At 72.7% G+C, this 24817-nt stretch carries 20 protein-coding genes and 2 pseudogenes; 10 read left to right on the forward strand and 12 right to left on the reverse strand.

Annotated elements, in window-relative coordinates:
• Window positions 1-227: 227 nt before the first annotated feature.
• From AB0C66_RS26055 to AB0C66_RS26075, 5 genes are all read left to right on the forward strand, one after another.
• The gene (locus AB0C66_RS26055; protein WP_362443223.1) at window positions 228-2051 is read left to right on the forward strand and encodes an AMP-dependent synthetase/ligase; all 1824 of its coding nucleotides are present in this window, start codon (window positions 228-230) and stop codon (window positions 2049-2051) included.
• Window positions 2052-2100: 49 nt separating this feature from the next.
• Entirely contained in the window at window positions 2101-2784 is a 684-nt protein-coding gene (locus AB0C66_RS26060; protein WP_362443226.1) for a hypothetical protein, read from the forward strand.
• Window positions 2785-2865: 81 nt separating this feature from the next.
• Entirely contained in the window at window positions 2866-3684 is an 819-nt protein-coding gene (locus AB0C66_RS26065; RefSeq protein ID WP_362443229.1) for an effector-associated domain EAD1-containing protein, read from the forward strand.
• A gap of 321 nt (window positions 3685-4005) precedes the next feature.
• Entirely contained in the window at window positions 4006-4839 is an 834-nt protein-coding gene (locus AB0C66_RS26070) for an aldo/keto reductase (protein WP_362443232.1), read from the forward strand.
• A gap of 187 nt (window positions 4840-5026) precedes the next feature.
• Window positions 5027-6202, forward strand: a complete 1176-nt coding sequence (locus AB0C66_RS26075) for a S1 family peptidase (RefSeq protein WP_362443235.1) — start codon at window positions 5027-5029, stop codon at window positions 6200-6202.
• A 6-nt stretch (window positions 6203-6208) separates the two neighbouring features.
• Here AB0C66_RS26075 and AB0C66_RS26080 read toward each other — a convergent pair whose 3' ends face one another.
• The gene (locus AB0C66_RS26080) at window positions 6209-7105 is read right to left on the reverse strand and encodes a class I SAM-dependent methyltransferase (RefSeq protein ID WP_362443238.1); all 897 of its coding nucleotides are present in this window, start codon (window positions 7103-7105) and stop codon (window positions 6209-6211) included.
• A gap of 197 nt (window positions 7106-7302) precedes the next feature.
• Between AB0C66_RS26080 and AB0C66_RS26085 the strand changes: the two genes are divergently transcribed.
• From AB0C66_RS26085 to AB0C66_RS26095, 3 genes are read left to right on the forward strand one after another with little or no spacing between them, the layout of a single operon-like run.
• Window positions 7303-7887, forward strand: a complete 585-nt coding sequence (locus AB0C66_RS26085) for a sigma-70 family RNA polymerase sigma factor (RefSeq protein WP_362443241.1) — start codon at window positions 7303-7305, stop codon at window positions 7885-7887.
• Window positions 7884-8744 carry an anti-sigma factor gene (locus AB0C66_RS26090; protein ID WP_362443244.1) on the forward strand — a complete coding sequence of 287 codons (861 nt, stop codon included), beginning with the start codon at window positions 7884-7886 and terminating at the stop codon, window positions 8742-8744. Before AB0C66_RS26085 ends, AB0C66_RS26090 begins: the two co-directional genes overlap by 4 nt.
• Before the next feature lie 19 nt (window positions 8745-8763).
• Window positions 8764-10140 (forward strand): deoxyribodipyrimidine photo-lyase, encoded by a 1377-nt coding sequence (locus AB0C66_RS26095; protein ID WP_362443246.1) that lies wholly within the window; start codon window positions 8764-8766, stop codon window positions 10138-10140.
• Between the two features lie 91 nt (window positions 10141-10231).
• Here the strand turns inward: AB0C66_RS26095 and AB0C66_RS26100 are convergent, their stop codons facing one another.
• Together AB0C66_RS26100 and AB0C66_RS26105 are read right to left on the reverse strand one after the other, a co-directional pair.
• Window positions 10232-11482 carry a cyclopropane-fatty-acyl-phospholipid synthase family protein gene (locus AB0C66_RS26100; protein ID WP_362443249.1) on the reverse strand — a complete coding sequence of 417 codons (1251 nt, stop codon included), beginning with the start codon at window positions 11480-11482 and terminating at the stop codon, window positions 10232-10234.
• A 107-nt stretch (window positions 11483-11589) separates the two neighbouring features.
• Entirely contained in the window at window positions 11590-11901 is a 312-nt protein-coding gene (locus tag AB0C66_RS26105; protein ID WP_362443252.1) for a 4a-hydroxytetrahydrobiopterin dehydratase, read from the reverse strand.
• 81 nt (window positions 11902-11982) lie between these two features.
• On the opposite strand from AB0C66_RS26105, the gene AB0C66_RS26110 reads away from it, so the two are divergent.
• Window positions 11983-12786 carry a helix-turn-helix transcriptional regulator gene (locus AB0C66_RS26110; protein WP_362443254.1) on the forward strand — a complete coding sequence of 268 codons (804 nt, stop codon included), beginning with the start codon at window positions 11983-11985 and terminating at the stop codon, window positions 12784-12786.
• Here the strand turns inward: AB0C66_RS26110 and AB0C66_RS26115 are convergent.
• Window positions 12776-13147, reverse strand: coding sequence for a nuclear transport factor 2 family protein (locus tag AB0C66_RS26115; RefSeq protein ID WP_362443257.1), 372 nt, complete (start codon window positions 13145-13147; stop codon window positions 12776-12778). The genes AB0C66_RS26110 and AB0C66_RS26115 overlap by 11 nt on opposite strands.
• 156 nt (window positions 13148-13303) lie before the next feature.
• Window positions 13304-14776 carry a glycine betaine/L-proline transporter ProP gene (proP, locus tag AB0C66_RS26120; RefSeq protein WP_362443259.1) on the reverse strand — a complete coding sequence of 491 codons (1473 nt, stop codon included), beginning with the start codon at window positions 14774-14776 and terminating at the stop codon, window positions 13304-13306.
• Between the two features lie 174 nt (window positions 14777-14950).
• Here proP and AB0C66_RS26125 point away from each other — a divergent pair, with 174 nt between their 5' ends.
• Window positions 14951-15817, forward strand: a complete 867-nt coding sequence (locus tag AB0C66_RS26125) for an isocitrate lyase/PEP mutase family protein (protein WP_362443261.1) — start codon at window positions 14951-14953, stop codon at window positions 15815-15817.
• A 167-nt stretch (window positions 15818-15984) separates the two neighbouring features.
• On the opposite strand, the gene AB0C66_RS26130 is transcribed toward AB0C66_RS26125, so the two are convergent.
• From AB0C66_RS26130 to AB0C66_RS26160, 7 genes and pseudogenes are all read right to left on the reverse strand, one after another.
• The gene (locus AB0C66_RS26130; protein WP_362443264.1) at window positions 15985-17118 is read right to left on the reverse strand and encodes a PP2C family protein-serine/threonine phosphatase; all 1134 of its coding nucleotides are present in this window, start codon (window positions 17116-17118) and stop codon (window positions 15985-15987) included.
• A 547-nt stretch (window positions 17119-17665) separates the two neighbouring features.
• Window positions 17666-19060: an amino acid permease gene (locus AB0C66_RS26135; RefSeq protein WP_362443267.1), complete on the reverse strand. Its 1395-nt coding sequence runs from the start codon at window positions 19058-19060 to the stop codon at window positions 17666-17668.
• A gap of 37 nt (window positions 19061-19097) precedes the next feature.
• Complete coding sequence (locus AB0C66_RS26140; RefSeq protein WP_362443270.1) at window positions 19098-21275, reverse strand: phage holin family protein; 2178 nt, start codon at window positions 21273-21275, stop codon at window positions 19098-19100.
• 115 nt (window positions 21276-21390) lie between these two features.
• A pseudogene (locus tag AB0C66_RS26145) lies at window positions 21391-21936 on the reverse strand (TIGR03943 family protein); the annotation flags it as partial.
• Window positions 21937-22317: 381 nt separating this feature from the next.
• Window positions 22318-22500, reverse strand: a pseudogene (locus AB0C66_RS26150) (TIGR03943 family protein); the annotation flags it as partial.
• Window positions 22497-23507, reverse strand: a complete 1011-nt coding sequence (locus AB0C66_RS26155) for a permease (protein ID WP_362443273.1) — start codon at window positions 23505-23507, stop codon at window positions 22497-22499. The gene AB0C66_RS26155 and the pseudogene AB0C66_RS26150, both read right to left, overlap by 4 nt.
• A 183-nt stretch (window positions 23508-23690) precedes the next feature.
• Complete coding sequence (locus AB0C66_RS26160) at window positions 23691-24680, reverse strand: serine protease (protein WP_362443275.1); 990 nt, start codon at window positions 24678-24680, stop codon at window positions 23691-23693.
• Between the last annotated feature and the right edge of the window lie 137 nt (window positions 24681-24817).

The raw sequence follows: 24817 nt of genomic DNA on the forward strand, positions 1-24817 counted from the left end.
CACCATCGGAGAGATTCCGTGCAGAAATCCGTTACATATGAGCCACACATGCGGTGCACAGGACGCGACTCTGAGCAATCAGCCCCCTAGAGGCCCCGGTTGACAGCCTTTCACCTCACGGGCCGCCACGCATTTCGCGCGTACCGGGCACAAAGGGCCTCTCCCGCATCGGCGGCCCGATCCGGTAGCGTCGCGGCGCTGTGCGGAGCGGCTTCAAGGAGCAGGTATTGCGCGAGTTCACCGTCCCCCCGATGGCGACGACGCCCCAGGCCGGAGGACTGGCGGACGCCGTCTTCGAGCATGCGGACGCCGATCCCCACCGGGTGGCGCTCGCCCGGAAGACGGCGGACGGCCACTGGCAGGACGTGACCTCGGGCGAGTTCCGGGACGAGGTGATGGCGCTCGCCAAGGGACTGCTGGCGCAGGGGGTCCGGTTCGGCGACCGCGTCGCGATCATGTCCCGCACCCGCTACGAGTGGACACTCTTCGACTTCGCGCTCTGGACCCTGGGCGCCCAGAGCGTCCCCCTCTACCCCACTTCCTCCGCCGAGCAGGTCTTCTGGAGTCTGCATGACGCCGGGGTCTCCGCCTGTGTGGTCGAGCACGAGGACCATGCGATGACGGTGGGCTCGGTGGTGGGGCGGCTGCCCCAGCTGGCCCGGCTGTGGCAGCTGGACGCCGGAGCGCTGGAGGAACTGCTCGCGGCCGGGGAGACGGTCGACGAGGAGATGGTGGAGCGGCACCGCCGGGCCATGACCCCGGACCAGCCCGCGACCATCATCTACACCTCGGGCACCACCGGCCGCCCCAAGGGCTGTGTGATCTCGCACGCCAATCTGATGGCCGAGTGCGACAACATCGTCGAGCGGTTCGAGACGGCGTTCCACTCCAAGCCGGGCGATGAGGCGGCCACCCTGCTGTTCCTCCCGCTGGCACATGTCTTCGGCCGGATGGTGGAGGTCGCCGCCATCCGGGGCCGGGTCAAACTCGCCCACCAGCCCAATCTGTCGGCCGCCGCGCTCCTGCCCGACCTCCAGACCTTCCAGCCGACCTTCATCCTCGCCGTGCCGTACATCTTCGAGAAGGTCTTCGCCGCGGCGCGGCGCAAGGCCGAGGCCGAGGGCCGGTCCGGGCCGTTCGACAAGGCCGTGGACGTCGCGGTGCGGTACGCGGAGGCGCAGGAGGCCAAGGCGTTCGGCACCGGGCCCGGACCGGGTGCCTCGCTGCGGATGCAGCACCAGTTCTTCGACAAGGTCGTCTACAGCAAGGTGCGCGGGGCGATGGGCGGCCGGATCCGGCACGCCATGTCCGGCGGCTCGGCCATGGAGCGGCGGCTCGGGCTGTTCTTCGCGGGCGCGGGCGTCACCATCTACGAGGGCTACGGGCTCACCGAGTCCACCGCGGCCGCCACCGCCAATCCGCCCGAGCGCACCCGCTACGGCACGGTCGGCATGCCGATCCCCGGCACCTCGGTGTACATCGCCGACGACGGGGAGGTGTGGCTGCGCGGCGGGCAGATCTTCAGCGGCTACCACAACGACCCCAAGACCACCGACACGGTGCTGCGCGACGGCTGGCTCGCCACCGGTGACCTGGGCGCCCTGGACGACGACGGCTACCTCACCATCACCGGACGGAAGAAGGAGATCCTGGTGACCTCCGGCGGCAAGTCGGTGTCGCCGGTGGGCCTGGAGGAGCGGGTGCGGGCGCATCCGCTGGTCGCCCAGTGCATCGTGGTCGGCAATGACCGCCCGTATGTCGCGGCGCTGGTCACGCTGGACCCGGAGTCGGTCTCGCACTGGCTGACGATGCGCGGCAAACCGGAGCTGCCGCCCAGCGAGCTGGTCCGGGACCCGGACCTGGAGACCGAGATCCGGCGGGCGGTGGTCGCGGCGAACACCACCGTCTCGCAGGCGGAGTCAATTCGTACGTTCCGGATACTTGCCGCGCAGTTCTCGGAGGAGCATGGTCTGCTGACGCCTTCGCTGAAACTGAAGCGGACGGCGATCGAGCAGGCGTACGCCGTCGAAGTCGAAGCGCTGTACCAGTGAGCACAACCTGAGCCGCTTACCCGAACTGAGCCGCTTGAGGGGGCACGCAATGATCGACGTCATTCTCCCCGACCTTCCCGAACGCACCCTGTCCCTGCCGTCCGAGGAAACACCCCGGCCCGCCGTCGTCCCCGCCCTGACCGGGCGCGTCGTCCTGGGCGGGCCGGTGTCCGTACCCGTGACGGCGGAGCTCGTCGGCGGGGATCCGGAGCTGTCCGCCTTTCTCGACGCCGAGGCGCACAGCGCCGTTTTCCATCTGCTGCACTGCTCGGTGACCTGCGCCCGGGACGCGCCGGAGCCCGAGCTGCATACGCTCAACCTCGATGTGACGCTGTCGGCCGAGCCGGTGCGCGACGGCGCCACGGCCTTCCAGCCGGTGGCCTGGTCCATGACCCCGCGGCAGCGCATCGAGGCGGCCGCGGACGTGCCGTTCTCCCCGGCCGCCCGGCTCGGGCCGCGGCTGGGCTTCCTCGACCCCGGCCGGGCCGACCCGGGCGAGCGGATCTCCCTCGAGGCGCGGCGGGAGCTGCGCTCCGATCCGGGCTGGGAGATCCGGCACACCCACGCGGTGCGGATCGGCGGTACGTACCGGCTGGCCATGGTGGTCCGGGCGCCGCGCGGGGCGAGGGCCCGGGCGGCGGTCGCGGTCGGCGCCACCGTGCGCGACGGCCACACCCTGCACCGCTTCCGGGAGGAGATCGCGGACCCGCTGCCACTGACGGCACCTCGGTGACCTGGGCGGCGGCCCGCCGGTACCCGGCATGATGGCGGACGGCGGGGACGGGCACGGACGAGGACGGGAGAGCTGCGGACCGTGGAGGACGCGGGCGGGGCGCTGACGGCGACGGAGGTCCAGGAGCTGACGCGGGTCTTCCCGCCGGGTCCGAGCGCGGTGGGTCTGCTTCGCAGAGCGGGTTTCCCCGCCGCGCCCGCCGCGCCCGCCGCGTCCGACCCGCCCGCGCCGGGCCCCGCCGCCGGGGCGTTCTGGTCCGCGGTGGCCCGTACGGTGGCCGGGGGCGAGGTGGCCGACGGCAGACTCCGGCTGCTGGCCGCCGCCCTGCGCACCTATCCGCACAACGAGGTGTTCCGCGCGGCCGTGCCCGAGCCCTGTGCGGGCGGGGTCCGGCGGGTGCTGGTGGCCGGGGCCGTTCCGGAGGGCCGGGAGTTATCCGAGATCCAGCGCGCGGCGCGGGGCGCGCTGACCGTGGACTGGTGCCCGGCGGCCGCCGCCACCGATCTGCGCCGGGTGCTGACCGTACGCCCCGATGTGCTCCATCTGGTGTGCCGCCGCGAGGACTCCGCGCTCGTCTTCGAGGACACCCACGGGGCGCCGTACCGCACCCCGGTCACCCGGGTCGCGGAGTTACTGGCCGCGTACCGCAGGCTGACCGGGGCGCGGCTGCGCGGTGTGGTGCTGGGCTGCTCCGACGGCGCGGCCCTGGCCCCGCTCTTCGCGGGGGCGGCCGAGGTGGTGGTCGCCCACCACGGCCCGCTGTCCGCCGCGCACGCCGCGGCCTTCGCGGCCGACCTCTACGGCCTCCTGCGCACGGTCCCGGCACTGCCCGACGCCGCGCGCCGGGCCGCCGAGCGGACCCGCGCGACGCGGCTGGCCCTGACCACCGCCCCCGCCTAGGTCGTGTCGTTTGGATCTTCGCGGATCAGGCCGCGGCGTCGGATGCGGTGCATCGCAAGGCGGAGCCTGACCCGCGTACTGGGCGTACTCGGGTCTGGCGACAACGCCGCGAGGTGCCGTAGCCGGCGTCGCGGACCCGCGAAAGATCCGAACGACACGGCCTAGCCCCCGCCGGACCGCTCGGCGGACAACGAGCCGTCCCAGGCCGGTTCGGTCGTCCGGATGTTCCTGGCCGGGCCGGGGAGGGAATGCGGCGGGGGCGGTGATCGTTGACTCAGGGGTAGTACGTATCTGTATCCGACGTAGAAGGATCGACCTTTCGTGAGCAAGATCCCCTTCATCACCCTCAACAACGGCGTCCGGATGCCGCAGCTCGGTTTCGGCGTCTGGCAGGTTCCGGATGACGAGGCGCAGGTCGCGGTGGGGCAGGCGCTCGAGGCCGGGTACCGCAGCATCGACACCGCCGCCATCTACGGCAACGAGGAGGGCACGGGGAAGGCGCTCGCCGCGTCGGGCATCGCCCGCGACGAGCTGTTCGTCACCACCAAGCTCTGGAACTCCGACCAGGGCTACGACGCCACCCTGCGCGCCTTCGACACCTCGCTGACCAAGCTGGGCCTGGATCACATCGATCTGTATCTGATCCACTGGCCGCTGCCCGAGGTGGACACGTTCGTCGACTCCTGGAAGGCACTCGAGAAGATCTACGCCGACGGCCGGGCCAAGGCCATCGGGGTCTCCAACTTCCACCCCGCCCATCTCCAGCGGCTGCTCTCCGAGGGTTCGGTCGTCCCGGTGATCGACCAGGTGGAGCTGCATCCGCGGCTCCAGCAGTCGGAACTGCGGGCGTTCAACGCACGCCATGACATCGCCACCGAGGCGTGGTCCCCGCTCGGCCAGGGCAAGGGGCTGCTGGACGACCCGAAGCTGGCGGCGATCGGCGCCAAGCACGGCAAGTCCGCCGCCCAGGTGGTGCTGCGCTGGCACCTCGACCTCGGCAATGTGGTGATTCCCAAGTCCGTGACCCCGTCCCGGATCGCGGAGAACATCGACGTCTTCGACTTCGAGCTGGACGCGGAGGACCTGGCCGCCATCGGGTCGCTGGACGCGGGCGAGCGTCTCGGTCCCGACCCCGACACCTTCAACATCACCTGACCCGGCACCGGCCTGACGGCCGATCGGCTCAACCGCCCCGCCGCGCACCACGCGGCGGGGCGTTGTCGTGCCCGCCTCCTCGGGGGGGCCTCCGGCGTCCGCCGAGCGGTCCTCGGCACCCACAATTACGCTTGGCGCTCAGTAAGGCACACAGCGTGACTGCTTATTACGCCTGAGGAGACAGCCCATGCCCCGCAGACGCCGTCACGGCCTTGAACTGGCCGCCGGTTGCACCGTCGCCATAGCCGCCCTCTTCCTGAGCACCGGCATACCCGCGGCCGCCGACCCCGGAGATCCCACCCATGGACCGCAGCGGGAGATCCCGCCGGGAATGCTCGCCGCCATGCAGCGTGACCTCGGTCTGACCGCCGACGAGGCGAAGACCCGGATCAACAACGAGTACCGGGCCGGTGCCGCCGAGCCCGGTCTGCGCAAGAGCCTCGGCGGCAGCTACGGCGGCGCCTGGGTGAGCGGCAACACCGCCGAGCTGACGGTCGCCACCACCGACCGGGGCCAGAGCGGCACCATCACCGCCAGCGGCGCCAAGGCCGCGGTGGTCGACCACAGCCTGCGGGAGCTCACCGGCGCCAAGGAGGCCCTGGACCGGGCCGCCGCCTCGCGCGCCCCGGCCGTGGACGCCGCCTCCGCCTGGTACGTCGACCTCAAGAGCAACAGCGTGGTGGTCCAGGCGACCAACACCGCCGGGGCGACGGACTTCGTCTCCGCGAGCGGCGCCGACCGTGAGGTGGTCCGGGTGGTGCAGTCGCCCGAGCGGCCGCGGCCGCTGTACGACCTGCGCGGCGGCGAGGCGTACTACATCAACAGCTCCGCGCGCTGCTCGATCGGCTTCTCGGTCACCCAGGGCGACCGCAACGGCTTCGTCACCGCCGGACACTGCGGCGACCCCGGGGACTCCACCGCCGGATACAACCGGGTGGCCCAGGGCTCCTTCCAGGGATCCACCTTCCCGGGCAACGACTACGCCTGGGTGGAGACCAACGACAACTGGACGCCCCAGCCGTGGGTGGTCGGCGCCGACAACACCAATGTGGTGGTCGGCGGCTCCCAGCAGGCCCCGGCCGGTTCGTCCGTCTGCCGCTCCGGCTCGACCACCGGCTGGCACTGCGGCACGATCCTCCAGCACAACACCAGCGTGCAGTACAGCCAGGGCACCGTCAGGGGCGTGTCGCGGACCAGTGTGTGCGCCGAGCCCGGTGACTCCGGCGGTCCGTACATCTCCGGCAGCGAGGGCCAGGGCGTCCTCTCCGGCGGCTCCGGCAACTGCACCAGCGGCGGTACGACGTACTACCAGCCGCTGAACCCGATCCTCTCCGCCTACAACCTCACCCTGACCACCAGCTGACCCGGCTCATCCCGTCCGCAGCGCGCTGTGGACGGTCTGGGCGCTCAGCACGAAGGCGTCTGGCCGCCGCATGATCCCGGCAGGATCGTCGGGGTCGAGCAGCCGGTCCAGCGCCACGAGGTCGCCGTCGGCCAGCAGGTCGGCGGCGGCCTCGCGCCGGTGGCCCAGTTCGGCCTGGAGCCAGCGGCGGGCCGGGGTGTCCAGCGGGGCGGGCAGATCGAGCAGGAAGGTACGGCTGGCGGCCGCCTCGAGACCGGCCTCGGTCAGCATCGCGGACCAGTCCTCGACCGTGTCCACGGTCTCCGGCAGCGCGGCCCGCATCTCGTTGAACCGCTCCCCGTCGAGGGCCTCGAGCCGGGCCAGCAGACCGGGTCGGCCGAGCCCCGCGTCACGCGGCAGACAGCGCAGCGGCAGCCCGCCCTCGGCCAGCGCCAGCACTCCCCCGGGGCGCACCAGCCGGGCCAACTCGCGCACCGCGCCGCGTTGGTCGCCCAGGTGGTGCACGGTCTTGCTGGACCAGATCAGATCGGCCTCGCCCAGCGTCCCGAAGTCACCGGGCAGTTCCGCGTGGCGGGTGGTGAGACGATCGGCGAGCCCCAGCCGCGCCGCGCGCTCCCGGGTCCGCTCCAGCAGCTCCGGCGTACCGTCCACCGCGACCACTTCGGCCTCCGGGAAGACCTCGGCGAACAGGCAGGAGACCACCCCGGGGCCGCTGCCGACATCGAGGATCCGGCGCACCTCCCGGCCGGTCCGCTCCGCCAGCCACCTCCCCGCCTCGCGGTGGACGGGGGCGCTCAGCTCGGCGCCCCGCTCCAGCAGCGGACCGTGGACGCTCCAGTCGATATCGGCGTGGTGGTGGTGTGCCTGGGTGTGGGCGCCGTCCGCGCCCTGATGTCCGGTCATGGGGCCGAGCTTCCCGCGCGTCATGCCGGAACGCCAACGCATGTTGCCGGATCGGCAACTTTCCCGTCCGCTCTCCCGCACGGCGATCTCGCGCGCGCATCTTCGGAGCAGCTTCCTCCAATCCACGCCCGTCCGGGCGACGAATGAGGTACGACACCTGCGTGTGCGCCGCATCGTTGATCCCGGAAGGACGGCCTGTGAGAGAACCCGTGTACATCGGCGGACCGGCCGCCCGTGGCCCGGCCCTCGAGGAGTTGCTCCACATGGTGGCCCGGGGGGACCAGAACGCGTTCGCGGCCCTGTACGACGCGGTCAGCGGCCCCGTCCTCGGGCTGACGCGCAGTCTGCTGCGCGACCCGGCCCAGGCCGAGGAGGTCACCCAGGAGGTGCTGGTCGAGGTGTGGCGGTCGGCGGCGCGGTTCGAGCCGGGGCGGGGCAGCGCCATGGGGTGGATCATGACGCTGGCCCACCGGCGGGCGGTGGACCGGGTGCGCTCCGCGCAGGCCGCCTCCGACCGTGAGGCGCGGGCCGCGCTGCTGGCCCGCACCCCCGCGTTCGACGAGGTGACCGAGCAGGTGGAGGCCAGGCTGGAGCGGGAGCAGGTGCGCCGCTGTATGCGGACGCTGACCGAGCTGCAACGGCAGTCGGTGACGCTCGCGTACTACCGGGGCCGTACCTACCGCGAGGTGGCGGAGCTGCTGGCGCTGCCGCTGGGGACCGTGAAGACCAGACTCCGGGACGGGCTGATCCGGCTCCGGGACTGTATGGGAGTCGGGGCATGACCGGAGCCGAACTGCACACCTTGACCGGGGCGTACGCCGTCCACGCGCTGTCGGGCCGGGAGCTGGAGGAGTTCGAGCGCCATCTCGCGGTGTGCGAGGCGTGCGCGCAGGAGGTGCGGGAGCTGCGGGAGACCGCGGGGCGGCTGGCGGTGGCCACCTCGCTGACGCCGTCCCCGCTGATGAAGGACGAGGTGATGCGGCGGATCGCCACGGTCCGTCAGGAGCCGCCGCGGGTGCCGTCCCATGACGGCCGGGACGACCGCCGGGCCCAGGACCGCCGGGCCCAGGAGGACCGGTCCCGCGACGGCCGGTCCCACGAGGGCCGGTCCCGTGAGTCCCACGCCGCATCGCGGCGGCGCGGTGACCGCCGGGTCCGGGTCCTGGGCTTCGCCCTGGCGGCCTGTCTGGCCGGGGCCGCCGCCCTCGGCGGGGCCGCGGTGTGGCAGTACCGGCAGGCGTCCGACGCACGGGACTCGGCGAGCCGCGCCGAGCGGCGGGTCACCGAGGTGGAGGAGGTGTCCCGGGTGCTGGCCGCGCCGGACGCCCGTACCCGCGGCGGCAAGCTCAAGGACGGGGCCACCGGCTCGGTCGTGGTCTCCCGCGGGCTGGACCGTGCGGTGTTCCTCGCCTCCGGACTGCCCGAACCGCCCTCGGGCCGGGTCTACCAGCTGTGGTTCAGCGACGGGGGCACGATGCGCTCGGCGGGGCTGCTGCACACCTCCGACGGGGGTGCGGCGACCCTGCTGCGCGGGCCGGTCGGGGGGTCGTCGGCCATGGGGCTCACGGTGGAGCCGGCCGGGGGATCGAAGGCGCCGACGACCGATCCGGTCGCGTTGATGACGTTCCCCTCGGGCTGAGCCGGTGTAAACGGACGGGGTGACTTCTTCGATCGCCGTCTTCACCTCCGATCTGCGACTGCGCGACAACCCCGTGCTGCACGCCGCGCTCCGCTCCGCCGACCAGGTCGTTCCGCTGTTCGTACTGGACCCCGGACTGGTCCGTACGGGGTTCGCCGTGCCCAACCGGATGGCGTTCCTGGCGGACGCCCTGACCGACCTGGACGCGGCGCTGCGGACGCGCGGCGGCCGTCTGCTCCTCCGTAAGGGTGATCCGGTGGCGGAGATCCGCCGGGTGGCGGACCGGGCGGACGCCGCGGAGGTCCATCTCGCGGGCGGGGTGAGCGGCTACGCGACGCGGCGCGAGGCGCGGCTGCGGGAGGCGCTGGCCGCGGACGGACGGGCGCTGCGGGTGCACGGCGCGGTGGTGACGGCGGTGGAACCGGGCGAGGTGGTCCCGGCGGGCAAGGACCACTTCGCCGTGTTCACCCCGTACTTCCGCGCCTGGCAGGGGGTCGAACCGCGGCGGGTGCTGGCCGCCCCGCGCGCCGTACCGGTGCCGGAGCTGCCGGGCCTGCGCTCGGAACCGCTGTCGGCGGTGTCCTCGTTCGCTCCGGGCACTCCCTCCCCCGGGCTGCCCGAGGGCGGCGAGACCGCCGGGCGCCGCCGGTTCCACGCCTGGCGGCGGTCGGGGCTCGGCGGTTACGCCGACGACCACGACGATCTGGCGGCCGACGCCACCTCCCGGCTCTCCCCTTACCTCCACTTCGGCTGTCTGTCACCGGTGGAACTGGTGCGCCGGGCGCGGGAGTCGGGGGGCGAGGGCGCCGACGCGTTCGTCCGGCAGCTCGCCTGGCGGGACTTCCACCATCAGGTGCTGGCCGCCCGCCCGGACGCCGCGCACACCGACTACCGCGCCCGCCAGGACCGGTGGCGTGCCGATGAGGCGGAGATCGCCGCGTGGAAGGCGGGCCGCACCGGCTATCCCCTGGTGGACGCCGGAATGCGGCAGCTCCGCCACGAGGGCTGGATGCACAACCGGGCGCGGCTGCTGGTGGCCAGCTTCCTGACGAAGACGCTGTACACGGACTGGCGGATCGGCGCCCGGCACTTCCTGGACCTGCTGGTGGACGGCGATATGGCCAACAACCAGCTCAACTGGCAGTGGGTGGCGGGCACCGGCACCGACACCCGCCCCAACCGCGTCCTCAACCCGCTCGCCCAGGCCAAGCGCTTCGACCCGGACGGCGCGTATGTGCGCCGCTGGGTCCCGGAGCTGGCGGGGGTCGAGGGCCCGCGTGTCCATACGCCCTGGCGCCTTCCGGAGGACGAACGGTCCCGCCTGGACTACCCGGACCCCCTCGTCGACCTGGCCGCGGGCCTGGTCCGCTTCCGACAGGCCCGCACCCACGCGTGAGCGCTCCGCGGGAAGTGGCGCGAGGTGCCGTCAGGTGTCCGCGGCCGCGTCGTGGCCGGGCGCGCCGTTCCCCGCGCCCCTTCGGGCCCGTTCAGGCGGGTGTGGGGGCCGGGTACCAGGTCTCGGGGGTGACCGGCATACAGCTGGAGCCGCGGTCGGTGGGGCGGACCGCGAGGATCTGGTCGAGGCCCATCCGGCCCTCCTCCAGGGCGAGGGCCACCCCGGCCAGCCTCAACCGCCAGGCGCGGGCGGCGGGTTCGCCCACGAGACGGCGGAAGCCCTCCCAGTCCGCCTCCAGCGTGGCGCGCCAGGCGGTGACCGTGCGGACGTAGTGCTCGCGCAGCGACTCCGAGGCGCGCACCTCGAGACCGGCCCGCTCCAGCAGGGCGATGGTCTCCCCGAGCGGGCGCATCCGCAGACGGGGGGCGAGGTATGCGGCGAGCGGCGGTCCCGGGTCGGCCGCCGGGGACGGCCGGGAGATCTGCTGGACCAGGACCCGGCCGCCGGGGCGGAGCATCCGGTGCAGGGTGCGGACGAGCTCCGGGTACTGCTCGTCGCCGATGTACTCACCCGCCTCGACACAGGCGACGGCCTCGTACTGACCGCCCCGCAGGGCGCGGTGGTCGCCCAGTTCGACGTCGATCCGGTGGCCCAGGCCGAGTTCGCGGATCCGTCCGGCCAGCAGGTCACGTTCCTCGCGGACCGTGGTGACGGCGGTGACCTGCGCGCCGTAGCGGTCGGCGGCGTGCAGGGCGAGGGCTCCCCAGCCGCAGCCGATGTCCAGCAGCCGGGCCCCGGGCATCAGGTTGAGTTTGCGGCAGATGACGTCCAGCTTGTCGCGCTGGGCGTCGGCGAGCCGGTACGCGGGGTCCTGGCGGGTCCAGTAGGCGCAGGACAGGGCCATGGACGGGTCCAGCAGCCGTTCGTGGAACTCGGGTGTGACGTCCGGACCCGCGGAGGTGGCCGCGGCGGCGCGGGCGAACGGCCGGACGGCGCCGACACCGACGCCGAGCCGGACGACGGTGGCGGCCGCGGTGGCGCGGACGGCCAGCGCGGCTCCGGGCGGCGGCGCGTCGCGTCCGCGCACCGCGTGCCACAGGGCGCGCAACCCCTCCGTGAGGTCGCCCTCGACCTCGAGATCACCGCCGACGTACGCCTCGGCCAGCCCCCGTCCGGTGGGCCGCCACACCAGCCCGCGCAGCGCCCGCCGGGAGCGCAGCCGCACCCGGGGCGCTCCCGGCGGCCCCGCCTCACTGCCGTCCCAGGCGCACAGCCGCACCGGGAGCGGGGCGCCGAGCAGGCGCTCGGCGTAGGGGGCGAGGGCGGCGGCCACGTCGCTCATCGGTCTGCCTCCTGGAGCAGGGCCGTCGGCGTCCGCACTCCGCCGACCGGCCACCGGTGTACTTTCCACCGGGTATTCGGGGCCGTACGGACGGCGGATTGGTCAGCTCACGCGGTGCGCGCTCCATGCGCGGAGGCCGCCGCCTCGATACGCGCCGCGAGGGCGAAGTCCAGCTCGGTCACCTTGCCGCCCACGCTGTGGGTGTTCACCGTGACCCCGACCGTGTTGTAGCCGAGGGTGATCTCGGAGTGGTGGCCCAGCTCCTCCTGGATCCGGGCGATCTCCGCGACCAGCGCGGCCGCCGGCGGATGGCCGCCGAAGGCGTAGTGGCGCGAGAGCAGGTCGTCTCCGCACGACCAGCCGGGAAGCGAGACGAGACGGTCCTGGATCTCCTGCTGGCCGAGTGGCTCGACTGCCATGGCATTCCCTTCGTCCTGGACGGTGGATCAGCGCCTCCCACCCTGCCACCTCCGCCCGCCGCGTTCGGTTACCTTCCTCCCATGACAACTGCCACGTCGGCCGGGGTGGGCGAGCTGCTGCGCGAGTGGCGGAGCCGCCGGCGGATCAGCCAGCTGGAGCTCGCGCTGCGCGCCGACTCCTCCTCGCGCCACATCAGCTTCATCGAGACCGGCCGTTCCCGGCCCAGCCAGGAGATGGTGCTGCGGCTCGCCGACCATCTCGAGGTGCCGGTGCGCGAGCGCAACGCGCTGCTGCTCGCCGCGGGTTACGCCCCGCAGTTCCCGGAGCGGGCGGTCGACGACCCGTCGATGGAGACGCTGCGCGAGGGGATGGAGCGGCTGCTGACGGGCTATGAGCCGTATCCCGCGCTGGTGGTGAACGGCACCTACGAGGTGCAGGCGGCCAACCGCGGGATCGCCATGCTGCTGGAGGGGGTCGCGGAGCATCTGCTGACTCCCCCGCTGAACGCGATGCGCATCACCCTCCACCCGGAGGGCCTGGCCCCCCGTATCCACAACTTCCTCGAGTGGCGCGGCCATCTGCTGGACCAGATGGACCGCCAGCTCTCGGTGCTGCGCTCCCCCGCGCTGCGGGCGATCCACGACGAGGTGATGGGCTATCCGCTGCCGGAGCGCGGCGGCCGGGAGAGCGCCACGGCCCGGTGCCACGCGCCGTTCGCCCTCCCGATGATGATCGAGCACGGCGGCCGGGTGCTCTCCTTCATCTCCACCATCGCCACCTTCAACACCCCCATGGACGTGACCGTTTCCGAGCTGGCCATCGAGACCTTCCTCCCGGCGGACCGGGAGACCGCGGCCGCCCTGGGGGAGCTCCTCACGCCGTAGGGACGCGGTCCAGGAAACCGAGGACGGAGCGGATCCGGCCGTCCTCGGCCAGGGTGATCACATCGAATCCGGCGACCGGCGCGGAGCCGTCGGCGGTGGCGACCAGCTCCCAGGTGAATCGGACCATGTTGTGGTGGCCGTCGGCGGTGCCGGTGTGGCGGAACTCGAAGCCGGGGAACTGCTCATGGGCCCCGGCGATGAGGGCGGCGAGCTGCCCGTGGCCGCGGACCTCGGACAGCGGGTCGGTGTAACCGGCGTCCTCGGTCATGGCGGCGGCCACGGCCTTGGCGAGGGTGTCGGCGTCGGTGGCGTTCCACGCCTCGAAGTAGCGGGCGACGGCGGCGTCGTAGTCGTAGGTCATCGGAAAAACACGCTCCTCAACAGGAATGCTGCTGGTCAGGGACCGGATCCCGAGCCGGAGTGCGCCGGCCCGGGATCCGTTGCCCTCACCCTGCCGCAGGGCCGCCGGGCGGGTCGATGACCTCTGAGGTCATGGTGGCGGTCGGAAGCGGGGCGGTCAGGAGCGCTGGGCCGCCACCAGCTCGATGGCCTCCTCCTTGGTGGCCACGGCGGGCGGGGAACCCTCCAGCGGCTTACGGGCGGTCTCCTTCATCACGGCGGTGGCGATGATGCCGACGAGGGCCGCGGCCATCGTGTAGTAGGCGGGCATCAGATCATCGCCGGTGCCGCTGACCAGGCTCTCGATCGCCAGCGGAGTGGTGCCGCCGAACAGCGAGACGGAGATGTTGAACGCGATGGACAGCGAGCCGTAGCGCACATCGGTCGGGAAGAGCGCGGGCAGCGACGCCGACATGACACTGACGTACGGCAGCAGACACAGCCCCAGCAGAAGCAGCCCGGTGAACACCGCGACGGCGCTGCCCTCCTTGATGAGCAGGAAACTGGGCACCGCGAGGACCAGGAAGCCGACCGAACCGGCCATCAGCAGCGGTTTGCGGCCGATGCGGTCGGAGAGGCGGCCGACGAAGGTGATGGCGGCCATCAGCACCAGCATCACCACGATGATGGACACCAGGGCGTTGGTGGCGCTGTAACCGAGGGTGTCGGAGAGATACGTCGGCATATAGGACAGCAGCATGTAGTCGGTGATGTTGTACGCGGCCACCAGGGCGACACACAGCACCATCACCCGCCACTGGCCGCGGAACACCTGCCAGAACGGCGGGGTGTCCCGCTCCTCGGCCGTACCGGCGCCGTCCTCCTCCAGCTTCCGGAAGGCGGGCGTCTCATCCAGCTTCAGCCGCAGATAGAGACCGATCAGCCCGACCGGGGCGGCGGCGAGGAACGGAACGCGCCAGCCCCAGGACTGCATCGAGGAGTCGGAGAGCGTCACGGTGAGGACCGTGACCGTTCCGGCGGCGGCGGTGTAGCCGATGAGGGTGCCGAATTCCAGGAAACTGCCGAAGAATCCACGGCGTTTGTCGGGCGAGTACTCGGCGATGAACGTGGATGCCCCGCCGTATTCACCGCCCGTCGAGAAGCCCTGGAGCATCCGGAAGAGGATGAGCAGGACGGGCGCCCAGAGTCCGATGGTGGCATATCCGGGGATCAGTCCGATGGCGAGCGTACTGGACGCCATCATGATCATGGTGAGGGAGAGGACCTTCTTGCGCCCGATGCGGTCGCCGAGTGGCCCGAAGTACAGTCCGCCGAGCGGCCGTACGAGAAACGCGACGGCAAACGTCGCCAGCGAGTAGAGGACTTGGCCGGTACCATTTCCGGACGGAAAGAAGACCTTGCCGATGGTGACCGCGAGATAGCTGTAGATCCCGAAGTCGAACCATTCCATGGCATTTCCCAGAGCCGCCGCCTTCACGGCCTTCCGGACCGCTCTCTCCTCCGTGACCAGGATATCGCTGCGGCGCAGCGGCGGGTTCTTGCGGCGCTTGACGGCCCGCAGCAACCGAGGGTGACGGACGGCGGCATCGGCGGCCGGGGCGGGGGCTTCGGAATCGGTCGTGACCGGCACAGGCAACTCTTTTCACTGGACAGACATGTTGCGCCTACCCCACGTCCGACTCGGCATGCGGGGGTGGTTTGTTGTGGCCGCCAAGCCGCTGCCAAGCCGCCGTCGCGGCCCGCCGTGCGCCGCCTCAAGGCACGTTCGACCGGATTGCAAGGAGCCCCCGGCATCTTCTGGACCATGTGCTACGGCAAAGAGCTGCGAGAAGCGATCGGATCGCCTCGCACCACACCGCTCATCGGTATCTACGACATGTACTCGGCCTCCATCGCGGCCCAGCACTACAATGGATTCTTCGTATCGGGATTCGGCTTCGCCGCGTCCCATTACGGGCTTCCGGACATCGGTTTCATCGCCTGGCCCGACATGCTGGCATTTGTGGAGCGGCTGCGGCTGGCCTTCCCCGAGCACCATCTGCTGGTCGACATCGACGACGGCTATGTGGACCCCGAAGTCGCCTGCCATGTGGTGCAGCGGCTGGAGCGGGCCGGGGCCTCCGGAGTCATTCTGGAGGACCAGAGGCGGCCGCGCCGGTGCGGTCACGCGGACGGCAAGCTGATCCTGCCGCTCGAGGACTACCTCGCCAAGCTGGAACTGGTGCTGAGCAGCAGACGGGAACTGGTCGTGGTGGCGCGGACGGACGCCACCGAGGAGTCCGAGATCCTGCGGCGGGCCGCGGCCCTCGCGGAGACGGACGCGGACGTCGTCCTCGTGGACGGGGTGCGCAGCGTGGAGTGGATCCGGCGGATCCGCAAGGTGGTCGGGGACAAGCCGCTGCTGTTCAACCAGATCGCGGGCGGCAAGTCGCCGCGGCTGTCGCTGTCCGAACTCTCCGACCTGGACGTCAATGTGGCCATCTACAGCACCCCGTGTCTGTTCGCCGCCCACGGTGCGATCGACGGCGCGCTGGTCGATCTGAAGCACGCCGACGGACGGCTGCCGGACACCCAGGAGACGGGGGCCGTCGGGATCAGGGGCGCCACCGAGCTGCTGGAGCGGAACATCAGCCGCCACCACGGGCCCGACCGGCGCCCGGCGTCGGTATGAGGCGGGCGGCCCCGGTCATGTGCGCGGTGATCGCGGGCCGCTGGTCGCGCCGGATACCGCCGGATTCCCCCGGCGGCCCGGGGGCACCCGTCCCCGCCCCGTCGGCCGACGCGGGAAGACGGTGAGCGGCCGGTGGACGCCTCAGCGGGACGCCTCAGCGGGACGTCTCAGGCCGGGGCCGTAGAGGACTCCTCCGGGCAGCGGGCGATGGCGACCACGGCCGCGTCGTCGTTCACCCTGCCCCCGGCATACCGCAGCAGATCGTCGTGGAGGTAGCGCACCAGCTCCTCCGGGCTGCCCCAGTCCCGGCCCGCCAGCCGCTCGGTCATCGGATAGAACGTGCCGCCGGCGTCCCGGGCCTCGACGAAGCCGTCGGTGTACAGCACCAGGAGATCGTTGTCCTCGAAGGTGAACGCATCGATCGTGTAGTCGCCGTCCGACGAGTCCGCCATCCCCAGCGGCAGCGCGGGGTCGGAGCCGTCCACCGGATGGAGCGCACCACCGTGCAGCAACAGGGGCGGCGGATGGCCACAGTTGATCATGTCGACGACCGGCCGGTCGTCGTAGACGTCCAGCACCACCGCGGTCACGAACGACTCCAGGGCGTCCTGGTCGCGCCCGGGCGTATGCCGCCAGTTCCAGCGCACCGCCTGGCCGAGGTGGGCGGTCAGCCCGGGCAGCGACAGCTTGCGGTACGCGGACCCCCGGAACGCGCCGATCAGCACGGCGGCGTCCCCCACCGCGGGCAGCCCCTTGCCGCGTACGTCCCCGATGACCAGCCGGGTCGCCTCCTCGCCCCGTACGGCGGCATACAGATCGCCGCCGATCTGGGCTTCCTCCTCGGCCGAGATGTACACGGAGGCGATCCGAAGCGGTCCGACCCGGCCCGGAAGCGGCCGTAGCAGCACCTCCTGTGCTGCCACGGCCACCGATCTCACCTGCCGCAACCGCCGCCGGTGGCGATCGGTCGCATACCGGAAACTGGCCACCAGCGCCGAGATCACGATCAGCGCGGAGATCTGCGCCTGGTGGTTCGCGGTGGTCAGCCCGCCGTGCAGGATCCCGATGACGATCTGCGCGATCACGGCGAGCACCCCGATCGCGGCGGTCCCGCGCGCACTCGCGAAGGACGCGGTGATCGCCGGTGCGGCGATCAGAAAGGGGCCGAGATGGACATGGGGCGGGGCATTGACGTCGATCACCGTGATCACGAGCAGGATGCCCACGGGGATGGCGTACAGCGCGGGCGGCGGCCGCCGTCGTGACCCGTCACGACGGGTGAAGTCAAGCCGAGCGCGCATACATCCTGCTTACACCCGTTCCGCCCCGGGCGCCCGGCCTCGGGCCGGGACGGCGAGCGGGCCCGGCGTCCCTCGCGAGCCACGCCCGGTCGCGCCCCGGACGTCCGGCCGGGGGCGGGGGCGCCGCGCCGTCACTCGCGCGAGCGCGGGGCCCGGCCCACCGGGGCGCCGTGGCTCACGGCCCGCGGTGGCCGGGTCGATCGCCGCCCCGGCCGACGCCCACGGAGCGGCCCGGTGATACGGCGCACCGGGCGACGTCGAGCCGGGCCGCCGATGGTCCTGGGACACCTGCGGCGCCCGACTCCCCGGCCCTGGGCAGACGCCCATGAGCGCCCTGCCCCATGGGCGCACGGGCGGCGGCGCCGCGTGCCCGGCCCGCTCGGTGGACGCCGGGTGGCGCATCACGACGCACAGCGGAGACCACCGGACCGCCAGCCGGCGACGGGCGGAGCGGCAGCACGACGCCCAGGGCGCGGCTCAGGAATCGGGCCCTCGTGCCACGAGCGGCGGGCACCGGGCGGGCGCGCGGGCGTGGCCCGGTCTCGGGTCAGGTGAGCGAGTCGGCCGGGATCGGGGTGGTCTCGGGGGCCACCCCGGCCGAGGGGCACGGCTCCGGCGCGGCGGCCGCCTCGCGTGCGCGGCGCGCCGCCATCCACACATAGACCGGAACCCCCGCGAACAGGAACAGCACACCCTGGTACACCGCCGCGTACCCCGCCCCCGCGACCAGCCAGAAGGAGAAGCCGAAGCCCGCGAGCGCCAGGGTCACGTCCCGGACGAAGCGTCCCGTCCGCACGTCCTCGCGCCGCCCCGACAGCAGGAAGTACAGCTGCGCGCCGGCCGCCAGCAGATACGGGACCGTGGCCGAGAAGGTGGTGATCAGGACGAGGATCTCGAAGAGCCCTCCCGAGCCGGAGGTGTAGTTGACCACGATCAGCAGCGAGGCCAGCACCACCCCCACGAACACCCCGAAGGTCGGCACACCGCGCCGCCTGGTGCCGAAGGCCGCCGGGAAGAGCCCGTCCCGGGCCGCCGCGTAGGGGGCCTGCGCGCTCATCAGGATCCAGCCGTTGAGCGCGCCGACGATCGACACCACCGCGGCCGCCGCGATCACCGTGCCGCCCCACGCGCCGCCGAACATCGCGTTCACCGCGTCGGAGAACGGGGCGGTGGAGTTCACCAGGTCGTCGTGGGCGACGGTGCCGAACACCGCCACCGTGCCGAGCAGATAGACCACGGCCGCGCCGATCGTGCCGAGCACGCTCGCCCGGCCCACGTTGCGCTCCGGGTCGCGCACCTCGCCCGCGCTCATCGACGCCGACTCCACGCCCACATAGCTGTAGAGCAGGATCGCGGCCGCGGCCGACAGCCCGCCGACCGCGCCGCTGCCGGTCTCGTCGAACGCGCCGAGGTTGTCCGGGTCGAAGAAGAAGAGCCCGACGACGGCGACGAAGAACAGCGGCACGAACTTGAGCACCGTGGAGACGATCTGCACCGCGCCGACCCAGCGGGTCCCCGCCAGGTTGGCCAGCGCCGGGAGCCACAGCGCCAGCAGCGCCACTCCGAGGTTCACGCCCTCGCTGTCGTGGCCCGGCATCAGGACGTGTACGTAGCCGACCGCCGCCACCGCGAGCGCCGCGTTGCTGACCCAGGTCATCGTCCAGTACGACCAGGCCGACAGGAAGCCCGCGAAGTCGCCGAAGGCGGCGCGGGCGTGCACATACGGACCGCCGGTGCGCGGATCGCGTTCGGTCAGCCGCCCGAAGACCAGCGCGAGCGCGATGGCGCCGACCGTCAGGACGACGAAGGCGAGCAGGCTGAGGGTGCCGAACGGGGCGACGGACGCGGGCAGCAGAAAGATGCCGCCTCCGATGATGTTCCCCATGACGAGTGCTGTCGCCGTGGGCAGGCCGAAGCGGCGCGGGTGGTGCTGGTCGGGCATGCGCACATCGTCATGGACGATGTATGGCGCACCCAAATCACCGGCCTTTATTCGGCGCAACCCGGCTGACCACGGGAAATGGTGCGGTGGCCGCACCGTTCAACCGCGTTTCCTCCGGCGGCTCGGAGATCTGCGGGACGTCCGGGACCTGCGGGATCTGTGGACCGCTCGCCTCCGCAAGCCACCTCCGCAGCACGGTGTGCACCCGCTCGGCGCCCACCAGTTCCTCCCCCTCCGCCAAGGGCGGGCTCAGCTCGGCGGGCCACAGCAGGAAGGGATGGCCCTGTTCCCCGCCGAGTCCGCCGTGTGAGCCGATCTGCCCCTCGAAGGCGTGCACCGTGCCGGTCTCCGGGTGGTACGCGGAGTTGACCATGATGTCGGGGGTGTTGGAGAAGTGCGCGGTGCGGCGGACGGCCGCCGCCGCGCCCGGTCCGAAGGCCGTCAGCGGACTGGTCCCGACGGTCCGCCCGGTGTCCAGATGGTGTTCCGCGCCGCCGCGCCCCAGCACCACCGCGCCGTGCGTCGCGGACGTCACCAGCAGGAATCCGACTCCGGGGTGGTCGGCGAGGGTGCGCAGCAGCGCCGGGTGGCGGGCGTCGATCTCCTCGCGGGTCATCCGGCCGGGCACATCGGGGAAGGACACCAGCCCCAGATTGCCGGAGGCGAGCACGACCGGGTCGGACGTCCGGCCCGGCGTCCCCCGCCCCTCCCCGTCCTTCTCCGGCCGCCGCAGCGCCGCCCGCGCCGCCTCGCGCGCCTCCGCGCCGCGTGCCTCCGCACCGCTCTCCGTACGCCCGGCCCGCCGGGACACCGGCAGCCCGCATCCGGCCCGCACCAGGTCCTCGAGGGTGAGCCCGTACGCCCCCGCGAACGTGGCGCCCGGGCTCTGCCCGTGGTCCGACAGCAACACGATCCGGTACCCGCGCGGCGCCCGCTCGGCCACCTTGGCGATGAGCGCGATCGACCGGTCGAGCCGGGCCAGCACCTGCCTGGCGTCCCGGCTGCGCGGCCCGGAGTGGTGCGCCACCTCGTCGTACGCCACGAGGTCGGCGTAGACGGCGGTGCGCCCGGAGAGGATGTCCCCGATCACCGCCGCCACCACCACATCCCGCTCCACGACCGTGGCGAACGCCCGGATGAAGGGGTAGGCCCCGCCGCGCTTCACCCGTGGCCGCTCCCGGCGCAGCTTCGCCCGGGTGGACTGGCCGAGCTCCCGGACGACCTCGGCGAGGAACGACACGGCGGTGCGGGTGGCGTTGGCCGGATCGGAGAAGTACGCGAAGTAGCCGGACCGGGAACGGTTGTGCCTGCCGCGCCGGGCCGCCACCGACAGCACCAGCGCGAGCTGGTCCGCGCCCCCGGTGAACAGGTTGCCCCGGCTGGCGCCGTCCACCGTCAGCAGTCCCTCGTGCCCCGCCCCGGCCGCCGCTCTGCGCTGCAACTCGGCCGCGCCGGTCGGCCGGTTGCTCACCATCACCTCCCCGGTCTCCTTCTCGTACCAGCGGAAGGCGGGCACGTCCTCGTTGCACCCGTGCAGGATGCCGAGCTGGCTGGCGCCGGTCTGGCTGGACCAGTCGGTGCGCCAGGGCATCATCCGGTGGCCGCCGCCCACCCATCGGGCGACCGTGGGCATCAGCGGCGCTCTGCCGTCCCGTGCGCGCAGCGCCTCCCGCAGCACCGCGTGGCCCACCCCGTCGAGCTGGAGGAAGATCGTGCCCGGCGGCAGCGCCCGGCCGCCGTCCTCACCGAGCCGCCGCCGTCTGCGGTCCGCGAGCCGCGCCAGCCGCCGCCGGTACGCGCCGTCGTCCCGCACCGTCAGGAAGGTGCTGGTGGCCGACGACGCGGCCGACATCACGGCCGCCACGACGATCGCGGTCTCCGGTTCGACGGCGCCGCGTCCGTCGGGCAGCAGGCTCAGCGCGAGCAGCAGCATCGAACCGTTCAGCACGAACACCAGCAGGCCCAGCACCAGCGCGGGCATCAGCAGCAACGCCCGTACCAGCAGCGGCCACACCAGCGCGCTCAGCACACCGAACGCCCCCGCCCCGCTCGCGGCGGTGATGGCGATCCGGGTGGTGCTGTCGCCGTCGTCGGACTTGAGGCGGAAGTCCGGCAGCAGCCCGGCCAGCGCCAGCATCGTCAGCGTGGACACCGCCCACACCGCCGTCACCCGCAGAAGGGCTGCCCCCGCGGTCTTCCATCGGGGCTTGTGCACGCCGAAAGCCTCACTTCGTGTACCAGCCGCGCACCGTACGCGCGGACCGGGCTCCAGCGTCGCACAGCGCGGGACACCGCGCGGGGGGCGGTGTTGTGGTGCCCGTGAGCTGGGCTCAGCCGCCCCAGCTCTCGTACGGATCGTGCGGGGCGCGGACCGGCCGCATCCGGTCCACCCTCAGATACGGGATGGCACCGCCGTTGACGGGGTCCTTGGCCCGCCGGGCGGTGTAGCGGCCGGTGACCTCGAACCAGGAGTCGGGTTGCAGCACCGGTGGAATCCGCCCGGCGAGCCCGATCTTGACGGGCTGGGCGTCGGCGGCGCAGCAGCTGAGGACCATGCGGACGAGGTACGGTGCGCCGCCGCGGTCGAGGGCGACGAAACCGGTCATCGTGATCCGCCGGTCGCCGAGCGAGCGCCCGTGGTCGAACGCCGCGCGCCCGCCGTAGTCGGCGAGCCCGAGCCGGACGGAGTCGCCGCTGTCGCGGCCGGGGAGGTCGGGATAGCCCCAGGAGGGTTGCAGGGCGGTACCGCTGCGCATGGCGGTGTACGACCCGAGGGCGGGCGGGGCGACCAGGATGAGCGCGGCCAGGGGCAGCACGAGCAGCCAGGAGACACGGGGTTCACGATGCCCGTGCGGGGCGGCGCCGTGACCCCGCCCGGCACCGCGCGGTGACTCGGTGTCGCGCGATGGCTCGGCGTCATGAGCCACCCCCGCGCCGCGAGCCACCTCGGCATCGCGAGCCACCCCCGCGCCGCGAGCCACCTCACTGTCGCGAGCCACCTCGGCATGGTGCGCCACCTGGGCGCCGTGGCACTCCCCCGCCCCGCGGGACACCTCAGCGTCGCGAGCCGCTTCAACGCCACAAGCCACCCCCGCGCCGCGCACCGCCCCCGCGCCGCGAGCCACCTCGGCATGGTGCGCCACTTGGGCGCCGTGGCACTCCCCCGCCCCGCGGGGCGCCTCGGCGTCGCGGGCCGGCCCGGCCTCTTGGCGGCTCTCGGCCGCCAAGGGCTGGGCGGCACCCGGGCCGCGTGGCCGGCGCCGGTCGCGCAGTTCGTACCAGACGGTGGCGACGGCGGCGGCGATCAGCACGACCCCGGCCGCGAGCAGCAGCGGCCGCAACCCGGCCTTGACGTACCGCAGATACAGATCGGTGAACCCGGCCCGCAGCAGCGCCACACCGGTCAGGAACAACACGGCCGCCTGGGCCTGCCGGTTCACAGCAGCACCGCCCCGGTCAGGGCCGCCACCACAAGGGCCAGCGCGAAGGTGGCGGGCGCGAACCGCAGCGCGAACCCGCGCCCGAAGGTGGCGGTCTGCATCGCGAACAGCTTCAGGTCGATCATCGGCCCCACGACCAGGAAGGCCAGCCGCGCGGTGAGCGAGAACTGCGACAGGGACGCGGCCACGAACGCGTCGGCCTCGGAGCAGATCGACAACAGCACCGCGAGAACCGCCAGCACCAGCACCGACACCACGGGTTGATCGGCCGCGGCCCGCAGCCAGCCCGCCGGGACCACGGCCTTGAGCGTGGCCGCGACCATCGCGCCGACGACGAGGAAGCCACCGGCGTGCATCACGTCATGCCGTACGGACGCCCAGAACGCCGCGCCCTTGCCGAGCCCTTCGGCCGACGGGCGGGCCGGTGGCCGCAGCCAGTCGGTGCGCCCCAGCCGGTGCCACAGCCAGCCCATCGCGCACGCCACGACCAGACTCGCCACGAACCGGGCGACCACCATCCGCGGTTCACGGGGAAACGCCACGGCGGTGGCGGTCAGCACGATCGGGTTGATCGCCGGTGCGGACAGCAGGAACGCCAGCGCCGCGGCCGGGGTGACACCACGGCGCACCAGCGCCCCGGCCACCGGCACCGAGGCGCACTCGCATCCGGGCAGCACCGCCCCGGCCACCCCGGCCGCGGGCACCGCGAGCGCGGGCCGCTTCGGCAGCGCCCGCGCGAAGAACGACGCCGGGACGAACACCGCGATGGCAGCCGACAACACCACGCCGAGCACCAGGAACGGCAGCGCCTGGACCACGACCGCGACGAACACGGTCATCCAGCTCTCCATCGCGGGCGCGGCCAGCACCCGCCGGATCGGCCCCTGCGCCACCACCACCAGAAGCAGCAGCATGGTCAGGACGAGTGAGGAAGCCGACTGCCGCCGCCGCGCCCCGTCCGCCTCGCGCCGTTCCCCCTGGGGCGGGGGCGCCTCGGTGATGGCCACGGGTGGGATACCTCCGGGTCGGGACGGGTGGTGCCGGGCTGCTCCCCGGCGTCAGGGGGCGACGGTGCCCCCTCCCAGTACGCCCGCCACGGCCCGGTTGCTCAAAGAGGGGCTCCCACACCTGGCCGGTGTGGGAGCCCCCTCCGTGATCCGAGCCCATCCGAGCTCATCCGAGGTGGGACATCAGCCGATGTGGCTGTGTATCCACTCCTGGTGCTCCGCGACGCTCGGGTAGATGTCCGGCGTCGAGGCGCAGTCACCGACGGACCGGCTGGTCACGCCGGTGAGCCGCCAGCGGCCGTCCGCCTTGGCCAGCGCGGGCGCGCCGGAGTCGCCGCCGCAGGTCCCGGCCTTGCCGCCCGGGTTGTCGGTGCAGAAGTCGCCCTTACGAATACCCCAGGCGTCCCCGTCCGTCGGGTTGGAGGCGCACTTGTCGGTGTCCGACGCCAGCACCGGCAGGTTGACCTCGCGGTGCTTGACCGGGAGCTGCGAGGGGTCGTTGCCCGTCGCCTTGGTGTAACCCCACCCCGTCGCCTTGATGGTCTCCCCGGCCGCGGGCGTCTTGACCGCCAGCGGCGCGGGCTTCTTCGAGACCTTGGAGGCGAGCTGGATCAGCGCGAGGTCGTGGGCGCTGCCCTTGTCGTCCGAGATCTGGTAGTCCGGGTGGACCACGAACTTCTTCACCTTGGCGACCTCGCCGCCCTTGGTGCGGTCGAGGGAGCCGATCCGCACGTGGTACGGCTTGGGGTCGTTCACGCCGCCGTTCCCGGTGACGCAGTGGGCCGCCGTCAGGACCCAGTCGGAGGCGACGAGGGTGCCACCGCAGTAGTGGCCGTTGGGGTCGTCGCCGCGCTGCTTCTGGAGCGAGACGATGAACGAGTAGTTCTCGGTGGAGTCGTGACCGCCGATGATCCTCGTCTGGTTTCCGGAGTCCCCGGTCGTCGCCCGGCTCTGGGCCGCGTAGGCGACCGTGCCCGCCGTGGCGAGGCCGAGGGAGAGGGCCGATACGAACACCGCGCGTGCGGCCTTGCCCTTCCCACGGGTGAGGCGGTTGCCGGGGTTCTCCGGGTTTTCCTGGCTGTTCTTGATGAGCCTTTCCTTTCTTCTTCCGTCCCGCCGCCGTGGGGAGGCGCCGGGATGTTCGCTCTCGCGGGGGAGGCCCCGTCCGGGCATGGCACGCCGACCCGCCACGGATGCATGGCCAGCGGTCGCGGCGCGCTGGTGACGCGCGTTGACTACGGGCCGGGGCAGGGGCGGTTTCGGGGACGGGCAAGGACGAGCCGAGGGCCCAACGGAGGGCCCGCATAGGC

It is taken from the genome of Streptomyces sp. NPDC048636 (assembly GCF_040650655.1).
Lineage (GTDB): Bacteria > Actinomycetota > Actinomycetes > Streptomycetales > Streptomycetaceae > Streptomyces.

What these genes read in the sequence shown, in the direction of transcription:
- AB0C66_RS26060 (WP_362443226.1), top strand. Translation starts at nt 2,101, where the DNA reads ATGATCGACGTCATTCTCCCCGACCTTCCCGAACGCACCCTGTCCCTG.
- AB0C66_RS26075 (WP_362443235.1), top strand. Translation starts at nt 5,027, where the DNA reads ATGCCCCGCAGACGCCGTCACGGCCTTGAACTGGCCGCCGGTTGCACC.
- AB0C66_RS26080 (WP_362443238.1), bottom strand. Translation starts at nt 7,105, where the DNA reads ATGACCGGACATCAGGGCGCGGACGGCGCCCACACCCAGGCACACCAC.
- AB0C66_RS26090 (WP_362443244.1), top strand. Translation starts at nt 7,884, where the DNA reads ATGACCGGAGCCGAACTGCACACCTTGACCGGGGCGTACGCCGTCCAC.
- AB0C66_RS26100 (WP_362443249.1), bottom strand. Translation starts at nt 11,482, where the DNA reads ATGAGCGACGTGGCCGCCGCCCTCGCCCCCTACGCCGAGCGCCTGCTC.
- AB0C66_RS26105 (WP_362443252.1), bottom strand. Translation starts at nt 11,901, where the DNA reads ATGGCAGTCGAGCCACTCGGCCAGCAGGAGATCCAGGACCGTCTCGTC.
- AB0C66_RS26110 (WP_362443254.1), top strand. Translation starts at nt 11,983, where the DNA reads ATGACAACTGCCACGTCGGCCGGGGTGGGCGAGCTGCTGCGCGAGTGG.
- AB0C66_RS26115 (WP_362443257.1), bottom strand. Translation starts at nt 13,147, where the DNA reads ATGACCTACGACTACGACGCCGCCGTCGCCCGCTACTTCGAGGCGTGG.
- AB0C66_RS26125 (WP_362443261.1), top strand. Translation starts at nt 14,951, where the DNA reads ATGTGCTACGGCAAAGAGCTGCGAGAAGCGATCGGATCGCCTCGCACC.
- AB0C66_RS26130 (WP_362443264.1), bottom strand. Translation starts at nt 17,118, where the DNA reads ATGCGCGCTCGGCTTGACTTCACCCGTCGTGACGGGTCACGACGGCGG.
- AB0C66_RS26135 (WP_362443267.1), bottom strand. Translation starts at nt 19,060, where the DNA reads ATGCCCGACCAGCACCACCCGCGCCGCTTCGGCCTGCCCACGGCGACA.
- AB0C66_RS26160 (WP_362443275.1), bottom strand. Translation starts at nt 24,680, where the DNA reads ATGCCCGGACGGGGCCTCCCCCGCGAGAGCGAACATCCCGGCGCCTCC.